We start from the raw sequence: 15,790 nt of genomic DNA, 5'->3' as shown, positions 1-15,790 counted from the left end.
GTCGTCTTCACTGCAGGCCGGAAAGGCCAAGGGCGGGGTCGATTCCATCGAGTGCAACGGCCAGTGCCTTGGCCTTGTCGGCGATCTGCTTGCGCTGATCAGCTGTAATCTTGTCGTAGCTGGGGTAGCGGTCATTCACCTTGAGCCCGTTGAGTTCGGCGTCGAAGGCGCTGAGCGCGCTGTCGATAGTGGGGAGCATGTCGGCGGCGGACTTGCCCAGCAACGGGCGCATCAGGTCGACCACTTTGTGCGCGACCTCCAGGTTGGCGGCAAAGCCGTTCAAGTCGATGTGGCTGTAGCGTTCTTCTTCACCGCTCGCCGCACGCACGTCCGCCAGGCTGTTGAGGTTGCGTACCACAATGCTCACCAGTTGCTCCGGTGGCAGGGACTGGGCCAGTAACTGTTGCTTGAGCGTGGTGACGTCGGTAACCAGGCGTTGGGCGACCGGCGCCAGGCCATCGAGGCTGTGTTGTTGGAACAGGCTGTATTCGAGGCGGTGGAAGCCGCTGAAGGCGGGGTCTTGCTCGCGCTGTTCAAAATAATCGGCGCGGGCGTTGATCGCGTTATCCAATTCGGCCAGGCGCTGGGACGCCGGCGCCAAGCGCTGATACGCCTCGCGAGCCGGTACATACAGCGCCTGTGCCTGGGCCAGGTCACCAGCGGCGATGGCCTGTTGCAGGGCCGTCACGGCCTTGACCAGCGCACCGCCTTGGCCGCTCAGGTACACGCGAAACTCCGACAACGGGCCGATAAAGGCCACCATCGACGGCTTGGCCTTGGCCTGGGCGTCAGACTCTGCCGTGGGCGTGACATGCAAGGTGCCGCGCGGGTTGCTCAGCAGGCCACAGGTAATGGCGTAGTCGCCGGGCAGCAGGTTGGCGTTGATCACCTGGCTCAGGCCCGGGGCAATGTTTTCCCGTTCTTCGACCACCAGCACGCCGTCGAGGATTTCCCACTCCACCGCGCGGTCGGAACGGTTGATGATGCGAAAGCTGGCATGCCCGGCCGGTACCGTCAGGGCGTTAGGCTCGCAGGCGTGGCCGTGGATGGTCACCGCGATTTCATTGTGGTTGGCCTGGCGCTTGCCGGCGGCCAATTGCGAGGCGTAGTAGAACAGGCCACCGGCGGCGATCATCACCACCACCGAGCCGGCCACGCCCCAGCGCAGGGTGCGGGACGGCGGGGCCGATTGAGGGGTTGGGTTGGACAAGAGACGGTCCTTACTGGCTGGAAACGGAAGAAGTGTTGGCAACGGGCTGGGTAGGAGGCGAGGGCAGGAAGAACATCACCAGGGCCACCACCAGGTAAATCAGATAGGCGCCCAGGGTGCTGATGGTCGGCGCCTCCTGGTAACCGAACATGCCGGCCAGTACCGACCCTAGCGGGCCGTCCATGGGCAACGCGGTGCTGAAGTCGAACAGCACGGTCTGCCAGTGATTCCACACGCCGGCTTCATGCAGGGCTTGCACCGAGTTGGCGAGAATGCCGGCAGCGACCACCAGGATGAACAGGCCGGTCCAGCGGAAAAATGCGCCGAGGTTCAGGCGCATGCTGCCGGAATAAATCAGCAAACCCACGACGATGGCCAACATCAGGCCGAGCAGGGCGCCCACCGGAGCACCTGGGCCTTCGCTCTGCTGAAACACGGCCAACAGGAAGAACACCGTCTCCAGCCCTTCGCGGGCCACGGCGAAAAACACCATGGCGATCAGGGCGAACACCTGATGCCTGGAGCCGGCCAGTGCATGGTCTAGGGACTCATGCAGCGAGTGCTTAATCGAGCGCGCCACCTTGCGCATCCAGAACACCATGGAACTGAGGATGCCCACGGCGACCAGCCCGACGACACCTTCAAACAATTCCTGCTGCTTTTGCGGGAATTCCGCACTGACCAACTCCAGGCCACCGCCCACCAGCAGCGCCAGCGCCGCCGCAAGGAACACGCCGATCCACACTGCGGGCATCCACTGGCCACGCCCGGTCTGTTGCAGGTAACTGGCGATAATGCCAACGATCAATGCCGCTTCAATGCCTTCGCGCAGCATGATTAAAAAAGGAACGAGCATCGGGCACCCGGGCGCAACTAGTTAGGGAGCTAAGTTGTAACATAATGATACTCATTGCTAAACAAGAAATATTGACCTTTGCTGAACGTGGGCTGAACAGTGGTGGCGAAGCGCAACCGCCCTTATGATGCAGGCCAACCACACCGCAGCTGGACAGCTCAACGCCCCATGTCGGAAAAAGACACCATCTCCATCCACCTCGTGCGCGAAGCGCTGGTGCACAGTTGCGCGCCGGGAGCGGCCACCGTTGAGGCATTGAGTAAAGTCGGGATTGCCCCGGCGTTGCTTGAGCAGCCCGACGCTCGCGTGGCGGCCACCGCCTATGCACGCCTGTGGCGTTTGCTGGCGCGGCGCAGGGATGATGAATTCTTTGGCATGGACCCGCGCAAGCTCAAATCCGGCAGCCTGGCGTTCCTGTGTCGCGCCGCCATGGCGCAACCCAGCCTGGCGGCCGGCCTGGAAACCGGCTTGGGGTTTCTCTCGCTGATGCTGGAGCACCTGCCAGCCCAGCTGGTGCGCCAACAGAGCCTGGCGGAAATTGTCCTGCTTGAGCCTGATGAGCCCAAGCGTGCGTTTACCTACTTCACCTATTGGATGATCGTCCACGGCGTCGCCTGCTGGCTGGCCGGGCGGCGAATTCCGATCCTCGCCATTGAGCTGCGTTGCGCGCAGCCGGACTTCTGTGACGATTATCAGGTGATGTTTTCTGACAACCTGCGCTTTGATCGGCCACGCACCCGCATGATCTTTTCTGCCGAATGCCTGGACTTGCCGATCAAGCGCAGCCCGCAGGAGCTCCAACGTTTCCTGGCCCATGCACCGGCTAACATCCTGGTCAAATACCGCGACCCCGAAAGCCTCGCCACGCGCATCAAGAACGACCTTCGGCAGATGCCCCCCGACACCTGGCCGGAAACCGAGGGGCTTGCCGCCAGGTTGTGTATTTCTGCGTCCACACTACGCCGCCGTTTGGCGGAAGAAGGGCAGACCTATCAGGGCCTCAAGGACAGCGTGCGCAAGGAACTGGCGATTGTGTGGCTGGCTGAACCGCAAATCAGCTTTGCGGAAATTGCCACGCGGTTGGGGTTTGCCGATGCGAGTTCGTTTTATAAGGCGTTTCGTAAGTGGTCTGGATCGAATCCCGGGCATTATCGGAGTTTGATTTTGAACGAGCCGAGTCGACTCTAACTTCCGTCATGCGGGATTAGGACAGTTCTCACTTATTCCTTCACCCAAGTATGACAGAACGCTCCTTCTATATTTTAGGACGTGGCTGGCATATTTAGCGCTTGATTTCGTGCACCGTAAGCAACGTGTTCCCACCCGCATTAGTGGGTGCTTGATATCTGCTGGGTTGATATCGAGTGTCGTGTGCTGGCAGCCGTTGCTTAACTGTGAGGTGCGCTTATGGGGAAATAAAAGATCAGATATTTCGAGTGGGTATTTATTTACTATTTGCTGATTTGAGGTGAAGTCATGAAAGGTCTTATTGCGTTGCCGTGTCTCGCGTTAATGCTTTTGTCTGCTCAAGTATCGGCCTTGTGTCTGTATATAAGTGATAGCTATAGCGGGCTTTTGCCGCCTGGTGTCGAAACGACAGTGTATGGTCCGTTCACCATAACTTCCGCGAATGAATGTGCGGGTGCGACTATTGACGCCTCAGCTTCCACGGGAGGAGGGCGGGCGCCACAGTTGATTATCCAAAAGCAGTTGGGAGCCTCTTGGCAATCTGTTGCGACAAGCTTTGGGAGCAGCGCTTCATACTCTGGATCGTTTGGTACCTATCGAGTCGCTATGTTCAATTCCGACCCTGATGTGAAATCCTACTCAGGCATCGCCAAATACGGCCGCTGAAGGCCTGCATTGGCAGTGCGTTAAGATCCTCCTTAGCGCACTGCCCAAACGACTTGGATTCAAGCTTGCTCATGAATCTTTAAATCACTTCTGGAAGAATTGACGAAGTAGGTCAATGCACCTATCGCGTGATTGGCATCTATCATGCCCCGCCGCCACCTCAAAGTATCTTCTTTCACGTCTGCAGGATTATTTTCAAGGAAATCATTGTAGTCCTCAAGCCGCTCATTAAACAAAGCAATGGCGTTAAATTTAACGTCTGTGTCTGTAGGAAGACCATCTGCACCACTCGCCAAATTGCCTTCGGCGAATATTACAAATGCATGTATATCTATCATTTCATTGTCGAATAATCGTCGCGCTACTTTTCTGAGGTCATCTGAACTTATGGCTGTCATGTCAAAGCCCTTTAGATATTCTTTCAGGTCGGCGATTTTTTTTGCCTCACCAAGATTTAGTGTGTCAGCTGCTACGGACTCCTCAGTGATCGTGAACTCATTCGTTATTTGCTCAGGGTTTTTAATAACGTAAGCGTTGGTTGCCTTGGTATACCTCATCTGCTCAGCAGTCAACATGATAGCCATGTCGCCTTCCTCCATTAGTAAGTGGCACTTGGTTGTCGACATATGCGCCAATTACTTTAACGTGGGGGTGCCGTTTGCCTACATGAAAATGCACTGTTGTTTCTGAAGTATTTAAAGCTGGAAGCCAGGTATAGCGCAGTACTAGGAAATTACCTACGAAGGACTTCGAAATTGCCTTACAGAAGTAACTTTCAACATTTTAGGAAGTCCTGGCAAAAAAAAGCCCCACGACCGAATGGACCGCAGGGCTAAAAATTGGCTGGATGCGACCAACCAAAGGAGCTCTTTACCTCACTTGTTGCTGGCGACCACCGTATCCGGCTGCCAACCACCACCCAAGGCCTTGTAGATCGCCACAATGCCGCGATACAGATCCACTTCAGCCTGGGCCTGGGAGTCTTCAGCGGCCAGGCGTTCGCGTTGGGCGTCGAGCAGGACCAGGAAGTCCACCGTGCCTTCGCGGTAGCGGATCGCGGCGAGGTCGGCGGCGGCGCGGCTGGATTCGCTTTGGCGGATCAGCGAGACCAGGCGTTGCTGGCGCTTGCCGTAGTCGCTGAAGGCGTTCTCGGACTCTTCCAGCGCCAGCAACACTTGCTGTTCATAGGTTGCCAAGGCGCCGTCGGCTTCGGCATTCGCGCCACGCAGACGCGCGCGCACGCTGCCCAGGTCAAACGCGGCCCAGGTGATGTTCGGGCCCAGGGACCAGGCATTTGCCGCGGCCGAGCCGATCTGCGAACCGCGCCCGGCGGTGAAGCCGAGGAAGCCGCTGAGGCTCACCCGTGGGAACAGGTCGGCCTTGGCCACGCCAATACGTGCGGTGGCGGCGGCCAGTTTGCGTTCGGCGCTGAGGATGTCCGGGCGTCGTTGCAGCAGTTGCCCCGGGTCGCCAATTGGCAACGCCTTGGCAATCGCTGGCAGGTCTTTCGGGCTCAGGTCCACGCTCAGTTTGTCGGGGCGCTGGCCGAGGAGGGTGGCGATGCGGTTGCGCTCACGCACTTGTTCGGCCTGCAGTTGCGGCACGCTGGCTTCAACCGCTGCCAGGCGCGCGTCGGCGCGTTCGACGTCGAGTTGATCACCCACGCCGGCATCGCGCAGGCTGACGGTGATGGTGCGCGACTCCTGCTGGTTCTTCAGGTTGTCCAGGGCGATGCGTTCACGCAGTTGCGCGCCGCGCAGTTGGCCGTAGGCGTCCACCAGTTCGGCAATCATGGTGACTTGCAGTTGGTACAGGTCGGCTTCGGCCACTTGTTGGTCGGCGTCGCTGGCTTCCAGGTTGCGACGGATACGCCCGAACAAATCCACTTCCCAGGCCATGTCCAGGCCCAGGTCGTAGCGCTCGCTGTTGACGCGTTTGGTGGTCTGGCCGGGAATCTGGCCCTTGCCCACATCGCTGCTGGCGCGGGAGGTGACCACCGGCATGATGTCGTTGGCCGCATCATCACGGATGGCCCGTGCCGCCCGCAGACGGGCGAAGGCCACGCGTAAATCACGGTTGCCGCTCAGGGACTGGGTCACCAACTGGTTGAGGGTCGGGTCGTCGAACTGCTGCCACCAGATGCCTTCGTACTTGGCGTGGTCGTAGCTCTTGGTGTCGGCGGCGGCCGTAATGTTGGCCGCCTCCAGTGCCTGGGTCTTGTAGTCCGGGCCTACGGCACAGGCGGCGAGCGCCAGCACCAGCAGGCTCGGCAGGAATATTTTCACACTCATTGCTGTGTCTCCAGCTTCAAGGCCTTGGCCGCTTTGCGCGCTTCACTGCGCTCGACATAGCGACGGATCAGTACGTAGAACACTGGCGTCAGCAACAGACCGAAGAAGGTCACACCGATCATCCCGGAGAACACCGCCACGCCCATGGCATGGCGCATCTCGGCGCCGGCACCGCTGGAGAGTACCAGTGGCACCACACCCATGATGAACGCGAACGAAGTCATCAGGATCGGCCGCAGACGCAGGCGGCAGGCTTCCAGTACCGCGGCGAGCGGGTCGAGGCCTTCCTGCTGTTTATCCTTGGCGAACTCGACGATCAGGATCGCGTTTTTGCACGCCAGGCCCACCAGTACGATCAGGCCGATCTGGGTGAAGATATTGTTGTCGCCGCCCGAGATGATTACCCCGGTGATGGCCGACAGCAGCGTCATCGGTACGATCAGGATCACCGCCAGCGGCAGGCTCCAGCTTTCGTATTGGGCGGCGAGCACCAGGAACGCCAGCAGTACGCAGAGCGGGAACACGAACAGCGCGGTATTGCCCGAGAGGATTTGCTGATAGGTCAGGTCGGTCCACTCGTAGGTCATGCCGTTGGGCAGTTCATCTTTGAGCAGTTTTTCAATCGCGGCCTGGGCCTGGCCAGAGCTGTAGCCCGGCGCGGCGTTGCCGTTGATTTCTGCGGTGATGAAGCCGTTGTAGTGCATCACGCGATCCGGGCCCGAGGTGTCGCTGACCTTGATAAAGGTCGCCAGCGGGATCATCTCGCCTCTGTTATTGCGCACTTTCAGTTGGCCGATCTGGTCGGCGTCCTGGCGGAACTGTTGCTCAGCCTGCACGTTGACCTGATAGGTGCGCCCGAAGCGGTTAAAGTCGTTGGCATACAACGAGCCCAGGTAGACCTGCAGGGTGTCGAAGATGTCGCTGATCGCCACGCCGTGAGTCTTGGCTTTTTCGCGGTCAATGGCCGCGTCCACTTGCGGCACGTTCACCGTGTAGCTGGTGAACAGGCCGAACAGCTCAGGTACGCCGTGGCTCTTGGCAATCACGTTCTGCACTTCTTTATACAGCTCGTCATAGCCGAGGTTGCCACGGTCTTCGATCTGCAGGCGGAAACCACCGATGGTGCCCAGCCCTTGTACTGGCGGCGGTGGGAAGATCGCCATGTAGGCTTCTTCGATATTGGCGTATTGGCCGTTCAGTGCACCGGCAATCGCACCGGCAGACATGCTTGGGTCTTTGCGCTCATCGAAGGGCTTCAAGGTCACGAACACGATGCCGCTGTTCGGGCTGTTGGTGAACCCGTTGATCGACAGGCCCGGGAAGGCAATCGCAGCTTCCACGCCGGGTTGTTTCAGGGCGATCTCCGACATGCGCTTCATCACGTTTTCGGTACGGTCCAGGCTTGCGGCGTCGGGCAGTTGGGCGAAGGCCACCAGGTATTGCTTGTCTTGGGCCGGTACGAAACCGGTCGGCGTGTGGGCAAACCCGAAGAACGTCAGCACCATCAAACCTGCGTAGACGAACAACGCAATACCGCTGCCGCGAATCACTCTGCGCACGGTGCCTACGTAGCCGTGGCTGGCCTTTTCGAAAAAGCGGTTGAAAGGACGGAACAGCCAGCCACCGAAGACCTTGTCGAGGAACTTGGAGAAACGGTCCTTCGGTGCGTCGTGACCGCGCAGCAACACCGCGGCCAGGGCAGGGGACAGGGTCAGGGAGTTGAACGCCGAGATCACGGTTGAGATCGCGATGGTCAAGGCGAACTGCTTGTAGAACTGCCCGGTCAAGCCACTGATAAAGGCGGCCGGAATGAACACCGCACACAGCACCAGCGCCGTGGCGATGATGGGGCCGGTCACTTCACTCATGGCTTTTTCGGTTGCCGGGAAGGGCTCAAGGCCCAGCTCGATATTGCGCTCGACGTTCTCCACCACCACGATGGCGTCGTCCACCACGATACCGATGGCCAGCACCAGGCCGAACAATGACAGGGCGTTGAGTGAAAACCCGAACAGGTGCATCACCGCAAACGTACCGATCAAGGATACCGGCACCGCCACCAAGGGGATGATCGAGGCGCGCCAGGTCTGCAGGAACAGGATCACCACCAGCACCACGAGGATCAGTGCTTCAAACAGGGTATGCACCACCGCTTCGATGGAACCGCGTACAAAGATGGTCGGGTCATAGGCGATGCGGTAATCCATCCCCGCCGGAAAGCTCTTTTTCAGCTCGGCCATCTTGCTGCGCACATCGTTGGAGATGTCGATGGCATTGGAGCCGGGACGCTGGAAAATCGGAATCGCGACGGCGGGCTGGTTATCGATCAGCGAGCGCAGCGCGTATTGGCTGGAGCCCAGTTCGACCCTGGCGATGTCCTTGAGGCGCGTGATTTCACCGTTGGCGCCGGCGCGAATCACGATGTTCTCGAACTCTTCCTCAGTGACCAGGCGGCCCTGGGTATTGACCGACAACTGGAAGCTGGTGTCACTCGGCGCAGGCTGGGCGCCCAGGGCACCGGCTGCCACCTGGCGGTTCTGCTCGCGGATCGCCGTGACCACATCGGTGGCGGTCAGGTTGCGCGAAGCGGTTTTGTTCGGGTCGAGCCACACGCGCAGGGAGTAGTCGCCCATGCCGAACAACTGCACATCACCGACGCCGCCCAGGCGGGCCAGTTCATCCTTGATATTGAGGATCGCGTAGTTGGACAGGTACAGCATGTCGTAACGCTGATCCGGGGAGGTCAAGTGCACCACCATGGTCAGGTCGGGGGAGGCCTTGTCCACGGTAATACCGATACGCGTCACTTCCTCCGGCAGCTTGGGCTGGGTGCGCGTTACGCGGTTTTGCACCTGCACCTGCGCGTTGTCCAGGTCGGTGCCCAGGGCGAAGGTGATGGTCAGGGTCAGCTTGCCGTCGGCAGTGGACTGCGAAGACATGTAGAGCATGTTCTCGACGCCAGTGATGGCTTGCTCCAACGGCGCGGCCACGGTTTCACCGATGACTTTGGGGTTGGCGCCCGGGAAGTTGGCGCGCACCACCACGGTCGGCGGCACCACTTCCGGGTATTCGCTGATCGGCAGTTGGAACAGCGAGATTGCACCGGCGATCAGGATCAACAGCGACAGCACCGCTGCGAAGATCGGCCGTGAAATGAAGAACTTGGAAAAATTCATCTTAAGTATCCCTTAACCGCGTGGAGCCGCGACGCTTGCGAGCTTGGGCGCTGCGGTTTGCGGCGCTACTTGCTCCAGGTTGCTGGCTTCAAGCGCTTGTCGTTGTTGGGCCAAGGCGGCGAGGGTTTCCTTGCTGGCCATCGGGATGGTTTCCGGCGCGACCGGCGAGCCTGGGCGCACACGTTGCAGGCCCTTGACGATCACGGTGTCGTCTTTGGTCAGGCCGCTGCGCACGATGCGCAAGCCTTCGATTTTCGGCCCCAGTTCCACCGCGCGATAAGCCGGCTTGTCGCCGTCCATCACCAGCACGAACTTCTTGCCCAGGTCGGTGCCGACCGCTTCGTCATTGATCAACACGGCCGAATAGGTGCCGCTGCCGACCAGCTTCAAGCGCGCATACAGGCCAGGGGTGTATTCGCCCTTGCTGTTATCGAACACCGCACGGCCACGGATGGTGCCAGTGGCCGGGTTGACCTGGTTGTCGACGAAGTTCATCTGGCCCAGGTGCGGGTTGCCGGTTTCGTTGGACAGGCCCAGGTACACAGGTGTGGTTGCGCCACGCCGGCCTTCACGGGCCAGTTCGGTGTACTTGAGGAATACGCGCTCATCGGCGTCGAAGTAGGCGTAGACCTTGTCGGTGGAGACCACGCTGGTGAGCGCCGTGGTATCGGCGGTCACCAGGTTGCCGGCGGTGATTTCGGCACGGCTGACGCGGCCACTGATGGGCGAGGTCACGCGGGTGAAGCTCAGGTTCAGCTTGGCCAGGTCCAACTGCGCCTGGATCCCGGCCATGGCGGCGCGGGCTTCCTGGGCGGCGGTGGTGCGCGAGTCGGCCAGTTCGGCGGAGATCGCATTGCTCTGGCGCAGGCGCTCGCCACGTTGCGCTTCGTTTTCACTGCGGGTGGCGGCGGCTTTGGTCTGTGCAAGCTGGGCTTCGAGGCGGCGCACTTCGGCCTGGAACGGGCGAGGGTCGATCTGGAACAGCAGGTCGCCTTTCTTCACCAGCGCGCCTTCGGTGAACGCCACCTGGTCAATCTGGCCGGACACTCGCGGACGAATCTGCACGGTTTCCGGCGCTTCAAGGCGCCCGGTGAACTCGTCCCATTCGTTGACCGGTTGTTCCAACACCTTGGCCACGCTGACCTTGGCTGGAGGCATGGCGGCCGCTTGTTCCGGGGTCTTGCCGCACGCGCTCATCACCACCACGGCCAAGATCGCCAGGGGGAAGCGCAAATGTTTGAGTGACTGTTCCATGAGGTGCATCCGCCAATGTATTTGAGATGGGCGGATCATGCGCGGGGAGGCGGTATGTCACGAATCGAATGAAGCAAAGGTAACTATCATTCGGAATGATATAAGCGCGGAGTCAGCCCTCTAGCATGGGGGTTTTGTTAGGGAGCTATCAATGTGATTGATGACAAAAGACTGTTGCTCTGTGTGCAAGGAACTTTACCAGCAACGCGTGGGAGCCTCACGGCGCCTCAAACGCATCGCCCAGAAAGTCGATCAAGGACCGCACCGACGGCATGAGCCCGCGCCTGGAGGGGAACACGGCGGTGATCACGCCTTCAGCGGGTTGCCATTCAGGCAATACGGCAATCAGGCGGCCATCGGCCAACTCGTCTTTCACGACGACTTGGGGCAGGTTGGCGATGCCCACGCCCGCCAGTGCTGCATTTTTCAGGGTCGACATGTCATCACTGACCAGGCGCGGCGTGTGCGCGACCTGGGCCGTCGCGCCGTCCGGCCCGGTCAGGTCCCACAGGTATTGAAGCAACGGGTTGCCCCAATGGATAGTCGCCAGCCCGGCAAGGTCAGCCGGTAGCGAGGGCAGGGGAGCGTCCTGCAAAAAAGTCGCGCTCGCCACCAGCACTTGAGGACTTTTAGCCAGCACTTTCATGACCAGCTCACTGCTTTCCAGCGGCGGGAAACACAGGTTCAAGGCCATGTCATAGCCTTCGCTGATGATGTCGACCTTGCGGTTGAAGCTTTTCACGTTCAGTTCGACGCTGGCGCATTGGGCCATGAATTGGGCGAGCATCGGCGCCACCCAGTAGTTGAGCAGCGCAGTGGTGCAGCTCAAGCGGATCACGCCACGCGGCTCTGATTTGTTGAAGGCAATCACATCTTCGGCCGACTCGGCCTCGCTAATCATCGCTACGCAATGGCGGTAGTAAGCCAAGCCGATATCGGTGACCTGGAACTGGCGCGTCGAACGCTGTATCAGCCGCGCCCCCAGCCTGGCTTCAAGCTGGCTGACTCTGCGGCTCAAGGTCGATTTGGGCAGGTTCAGCGCTCGACCCGCCGCCGCAAAACCGCCGTGCTCGACCACCTTGGCGTAGAGGAAGAGTTCGTTGAGGTCGAACATGGGCAGTGTTCCATTTTTGAGATGGCCAAGCTTAATCCAAATCAGCCCTCACGTTGAACGAATGTCAGCGCACCACAGATCAGCGCGTCAGTTCAGCGTTTGACTGATATCCCGCAGGCGCGCGTCGCTCAGGTTGCCGGTGGATGCCAGCAGGTGCAACTGCGCCATCAGAATCGCATAGCGTTGTTGGGCCAGGCGTTGCTGGGTATCGGTGACTTTCTGTTGGGCATCCAGCACATCGGTGTTGATACGCGAGCCGGCTTCGAAGCCGTGGGTCACGGCGGTAAGGTTGATCTGGCTGGAATTCAACGCCTGCTTGAGTGCCTGGTACTGGCTCATGCCATTGGTGACTTGCAGGTAGGCCTGACGTGCCTTCAGGCCGGCGTTGCGGCGTGCATCTTCGACTTCGTCCGCCGCCTTGCTTTGCAGTGCATGGGCTTCGCGCACGCGGCTGCTGGTGCGGCCACCGCTGTAGAGAGGAACGCTCAGTTTGACCCCGACCACGGTCTGGTTATAGCGGTTTTCCGGCAACGTCACATCGTAGACATCGCCGCCCACAGAGGCGAAGCGGCCATGGGCGGCGATCAGATCCAGGGTCGGCAAATGGCCGGCCCGTTCCTTGTCGATGTCCATTTCGGCCAGGCGCTGGGCAATCTGCGCCGCCTGTACGGCAAGGTTGCCTTGTTGCGCGGTCGTGGCCCAATCATCGATGGCAGCGGGCACCGGGGCGCTGAACTGCGGCTCTTTGCCTGACCACGGGCCCGCCTGTGCGGCAGTCAATTGGGTGAGTGTCTCGTTGGCAATGTCCAGTGCGCCACGGGCGGCAATCTGCTCGGCGAATGCCTGGTCGTACTTGGCCTGCACTTGGGCGAGCGCGTTAGCGGTGGTGGCGCCGTCGGCCAGCAGTCGCTGGCTGCGCGTCTGGCTCTCGCGCAGGGTTTGTAGCTGTTGTGTGCGGGTGTTCAACAGTTCCTGATTGAGTAGTACGTCGAAATAAGCGCGGGCGACGCGCAGCATCAAGGCTTGGCGCGCCTGTTCGGTGTGCAGTTCACTGGCGCTGATCAACAGTTTGCTTTGGTCGTGAGCGATCACATTCTGCCAACGCAGCAGCGGCTGTGTGAGGACCACGGCATAGGCGTTGGTGTTATTGCGAATGCGATGATAGTCGGACGAATCCTCGGCATCGACCCAGGCCGCGCCGCCGGTGACAGACAGGTCCGGCAGCAGGTTGGCACGGCTTTGCGGTTCCTTTTCTGCCGTGGCCAACTGCTGGGCCTGTGCGGCGGCGAACTGCATGTCGTGGGTCAGCGCCTTCTGGTACAGGTGGTACAAGTCATCTGCCGATACCTGGGTGGGCGCGCAGGCGAGTGCCAGCCAATACAGCGGCATGAGCAGCGGGGCGGTGTTGAGATGCAGGCCTGGAATACGCAAGGGGTGTGCTCCACTGAAAGATTTATCGACTGATGTGGCTTCTGCGCATCATCAGCACCATGGGAATCCCGATGGCCATCACCGCTCCCAAGGTGCCGAACAGCATGCTGAACGCCAGCATTTGCCCCTGTTCGCGCGCTTGCAGGTAGGGCATCAGCGCCAGGGCTTGTTGATGGCTCGCCAGGCCCAGGGAAAGAAACAACGGGTCGGTTTCCACACCGCCCCAGCCGCTGGCCACCAGGCTCGATTCGGTGACATGCTCGGAAAGCAGGCGGTAGCGTTCCCACGAGAACCGTGTGAGCAAGGTGGCTGCGATGGCGATGCCAACGCTGCCGCCCAACTGGCGCATCAGGTTGAGTACGCCGGAGGCGCCGGAGATTAATGTCAGCGGCAGGCGACGCATCGCCAGGTTGGTCAGCGGCACGAAGATCATGCCCAGGCCCAGGCCGCGGATCACCAAGGGCCAGTACAGCGAGTCGGGGTTACTGTCGAGGGTGAACTGGGTGTGCAGGAACATCGCATAGCAGTACATGACGATGCCCAGGGTGACGAACACACGCTCGTCGATCTTGTTTTCCTGGGACAGCTTGCCGATCACCAAGGTGCTGATGGCGCTGGCCACCGCCCCGGGGAAAATCACCAACCCGCTCTGGTAAGCGCTCTGCGCCAGCAGGGTCTGCAAGAACAGCGGCACCATGAACAGCGTGCTGTACAGCCCGAAGCCCACGCAAAACGCACAGATGCACCCCATCAGGAACTCGCGGTTCTGGAACAGCGCGACATTGACAATCGGGTTGGCCACACGCCGCTCCCACCAGAAGAAGCCCACCAGGCTGAAGCTGCTGAGCAACAGGCAGGCCACGGTCCAGTTGGACGCCATCCAGTCCCAGTGCTCGCCGCGCTCCAGCAGGATCTGCAGGCTGCCGACGCCCAGGGCCAGCAAGCAGAAGCCGCTGTAGTCGACACTGGAAGGTTTTTGTTCGTTGGGCGAGTCGTTGATACACAGCCAGCACAGCAACAAGGCCACGGCACCGATCGGCAAGTTGATCAAGAAGATCCAATGCCACGACAACGTGTCGATCAGGTAGCCGCCGACGGTCGGACCCAAGGTGGGCCCCATCATTACGCCCACGCCGTAAAGCGCCATGCCGCTGCTGACCTTTTCTTTGGGGAACACGTCGTAGATGATTGCCTGGGAAATCCCCAACAATCCGCCGCCCGCGAGGCCTTGCAGCACCCGGAACGCGACCAGTTGCCAGAGTTCGGCAGACATCGCGCAGCCCAACGATGCCAGTACGAACAGCGCGGTAGAGACGAGGTAATAAGTACGCCGGCCGAACCACGCCGACAGCCAGCCACTGACCGGCAGAATCACCACGTTGGCCACCACATAACCGGTAGAGACCCAGGAGATTTCATCCACCGACGCCCCGTAGGTGCCCATCAGGCTGGGAATCGCTACGTTGACGATGGTGACATCGAGCAACTCCATCATCGAGACCAGCGTGACGGTCAGCGCAATCAGGTAAGGCGACTTCATAGCGTCTGGCCGGTGTCGTCAGGTGCGGCCACTTCGACAAACGCGCTCATGCCCGGGCTCAACAACAACTTGTAGTCATCCGGCACATCGTTGAGCGCGATGCGCACCTGCACGCGCTGCACCACCTTGGTGAAGTTGCCCGTGGCATTCTCCTGGGGCAGCAATGAGAACTTGGCTCCGGTGGCCGGTGCCAGGCTTTCGACGACGCCGTTGAAGGCGTGCCCGGGGAAGGCGTCCACGGTGACGCGGGCATTCTGGCCCACGCGCACGCGCCCCACCTGGGTCTCCTTGAAGTTGGCGGTAATCCATAGTGCGTCGGTGGCGATCAGGCTCATGAGCTTTTGGCCAGCGACCACAAACTGGCCGGGTTCCACCTCTTTTTTCGAGACAATGCTGCGCATCGGCGCGGTCTGGCGGGTGTCGTCGAGCTGGATCCTGGATTGTTCCAACTCAGCTTGCGCGGCCGCGATCCGATAGTCCTGCACCTTGAGTTCGGCCTTGTTGGCCAAGGTACTCTGGGCGGCGGCCTGGGCGTTTTTGCGCGCCACCTCCTGGGCATGACTGAGGGCGTCGAAACGCGCCTTGGCCACTTCCAGGTCCTGGGTGCTCAGCGCGCCTTGGGCGCCGAGGCGACGGGCACGCTGATAGTCATTGCGTGCTTGCTCAAGGTTGGCGCTCGCTTGAGCCAGGGCCGCCTGCGCGGCCTCTCGCATGGCCACCGCGCCGAGCACCTGGCTGTCCAGCGCCCCCGGAACGCCTGCGCGCCCGGCGGCGGCGAGCAGCGCTTGCCACTGTGCTTCACGCTGCTGCAATTGGTAGCGGTACTCGCTGTCACGGATCTGAAACAGCAGGTCGCCGCTTTGTACCCTGACGTTGTCCACCACCGGCACACTGATCACCACGCCCGAAAGCTTGGCCCGTACCGGGATGATCACCCCGTCGAGTTCCGCGTTGTCGGTACTCACGTAGGTGCTGGAATACTGCCAGCGCTGCCAGCCCAGTATCAGCAACCCGCCGACCACGACGGCGCACAGCGTCAGTTTTATCAACTTGCCTTTGGTCAT

At 60.5% G+C, this 15,790-nt stretch carries 11 protein-coding genes; 1 reads left to right on the top strand and 10 read right to left on the bottom strand.

Going from position 1 to position 15,790, the window contains the following annotated elements:
- Positions 1-7: 7 nt before the first annotated feature.
- The gene (efeO, locus tag PSH76_RS14020) at positions 8-1,210 is read right to left on the bottom strand and encodes an iron uptake system protein EfeO (RefSeq protein WP_305494331.1); all 1,203 of its coding nucleotides are present in this window, start codon (positions 1,208-1,210) and stop codon (positions 8-10) included.
- A gap of 10 nt (positions 1,211-1,220) precedes the next feature.
- A complete protein-coding gene (gene efeU, locus PSH76_RS14015; protein ID WP_305494330.1) occupies positions 1,221-2,066 on the bottom strand; it encodes an iron uptake transporter permease EfeU in 846 nt (281 codons plus the stop codon).
- Between the two features lie 168 nt (positions 2,067-2,234).
- Between efeU and PSH76_RS14010 the strand changes: the two genes are divergently transcribed.
- Entirely contained in the window at positions 2,235-3,254 is a 1,020-nt protein-coding gene (locus tag PSH76_RS14010) for an AraC family transcriptional regulator (RefSeq protein WP_032891992.1), read from the top strand.
- 725 nt (positions 3,255-3,979) lie between these two features.
- Here PSH76_RS14010 and PSH76_RS14005 read toward each other — a convergent pair.
- The 8 genes from PSH76_RS14005 to PSH76_RS13970 form a co-directional block, all read right to left on the bottom strand.
- The gene (locus PSH76_RS14005; protein ID WP_305494329.1) at positions 3,980-4,504 is read right to left on the bottom strand and encodes a hypothetical protein; all 525 of its coding nucleotides are present in this window, start codon (positions 4,502-4,504) and stop codon (positions 3,980-3,982) included.
- Between the two features lie 291 nt (positions 4,505-4,795).
- A complete protein-coding gene (locus PSH76_RS14000; RefSeq protein WP_305494328.1) occupies positions 4,796-6,211 on the bottom strand; it encodes an efflux transporter outer membrane subunit in 1,416 nt (471 codons plus the stop codon).
- On the bottom strand, positions 6,208-9,387 hold the full coding sequence (locus PSH76_RS13995; RefSeq protein ID WP_044273664.1) for an efflux RND transporter permease subunit: 3,180 nt from the start codon (positions 9,385-9,387) through the stop codon (positions 6,208-6,210). Before PSH76_RS13995 ends, PSH76_RS14000 begins: the two co-directional genes overlap by 4 nt.
- 12 nt (positions 9,388-9,399) lie before the next feature.
- A complete protein-coding gene (gene mexE, locus PSH76_RS13990; RefSeq protein ID WP_098952677.1) occupies positions 9,400-10,641 on the bottom strand; it encodes a multidrug efflux RND transporter periplasmic adaptor subunit MexE in 1,242 nt (413 codons plus the stop codon).
- A 217-nt stretch (positions 10,642-10,858) separates the two neighbouring features.
- Complete coding sequence (locus tag PSH76_RS13985; protein ID WP_305494327.1) at positions 10,859-11,755, bottom strand: LysR substrate-binding domain-containing protein; 897 nt, start codon at positions 11,753-11,755, stop codon at positions 10,859-10,861.
- Between the two features lie 87 nt (positions 11,756-11,842).
- Positions 11,843-13,186: a TolC family outer membrane protein gene (locus PSH76_RS13980; protein ID WP_305494326.1), complete on the bottom strand. Its 1,344-nt coding sequence runs from the start codon at positions 13,184-13,186 to the stop codon at positions 11,843-11,845.
- A gap of 22 nt (positions 13,187-13,208) precedes the next feature.
- Entirely contained in the window at positions 13,209-14,726 is a 1,518-nt protein-coding gene (locus PSH76_RS13975) for a DHA2 family efflux MFS transporter permease subunit (RefSeq protein ID WP_014718379.1), read from the bottom strand.
- Entirely contained in the window at positions 14,723-15,790 is a 1,068-nt protein-coding gene (locus tag PSH76_RS13970; protein ID WP_305494325.1) for an HlyD family secretion protein, read from the bottom strand. The genes PSH76_RS13975 and PSH76_RS13970 overlap by 4 nt, the downstream gene beginning before the upstream one ends.

Origin of the sequence: Pseudomonas sp. FP215, assembly GCF_030687795.1 — a bacterium.
GTDB classification, from domain to species: Bacteria; Pseudomonadota; Gammaproteobacteria; order Pseudomonadales; family Pseudomonadaceae; genus Aquipseudomonas; species Aquipseudomonas salmasensis.
This window is presented reverse-complemented; position numbering and strand designations above follow the sequence as displayed.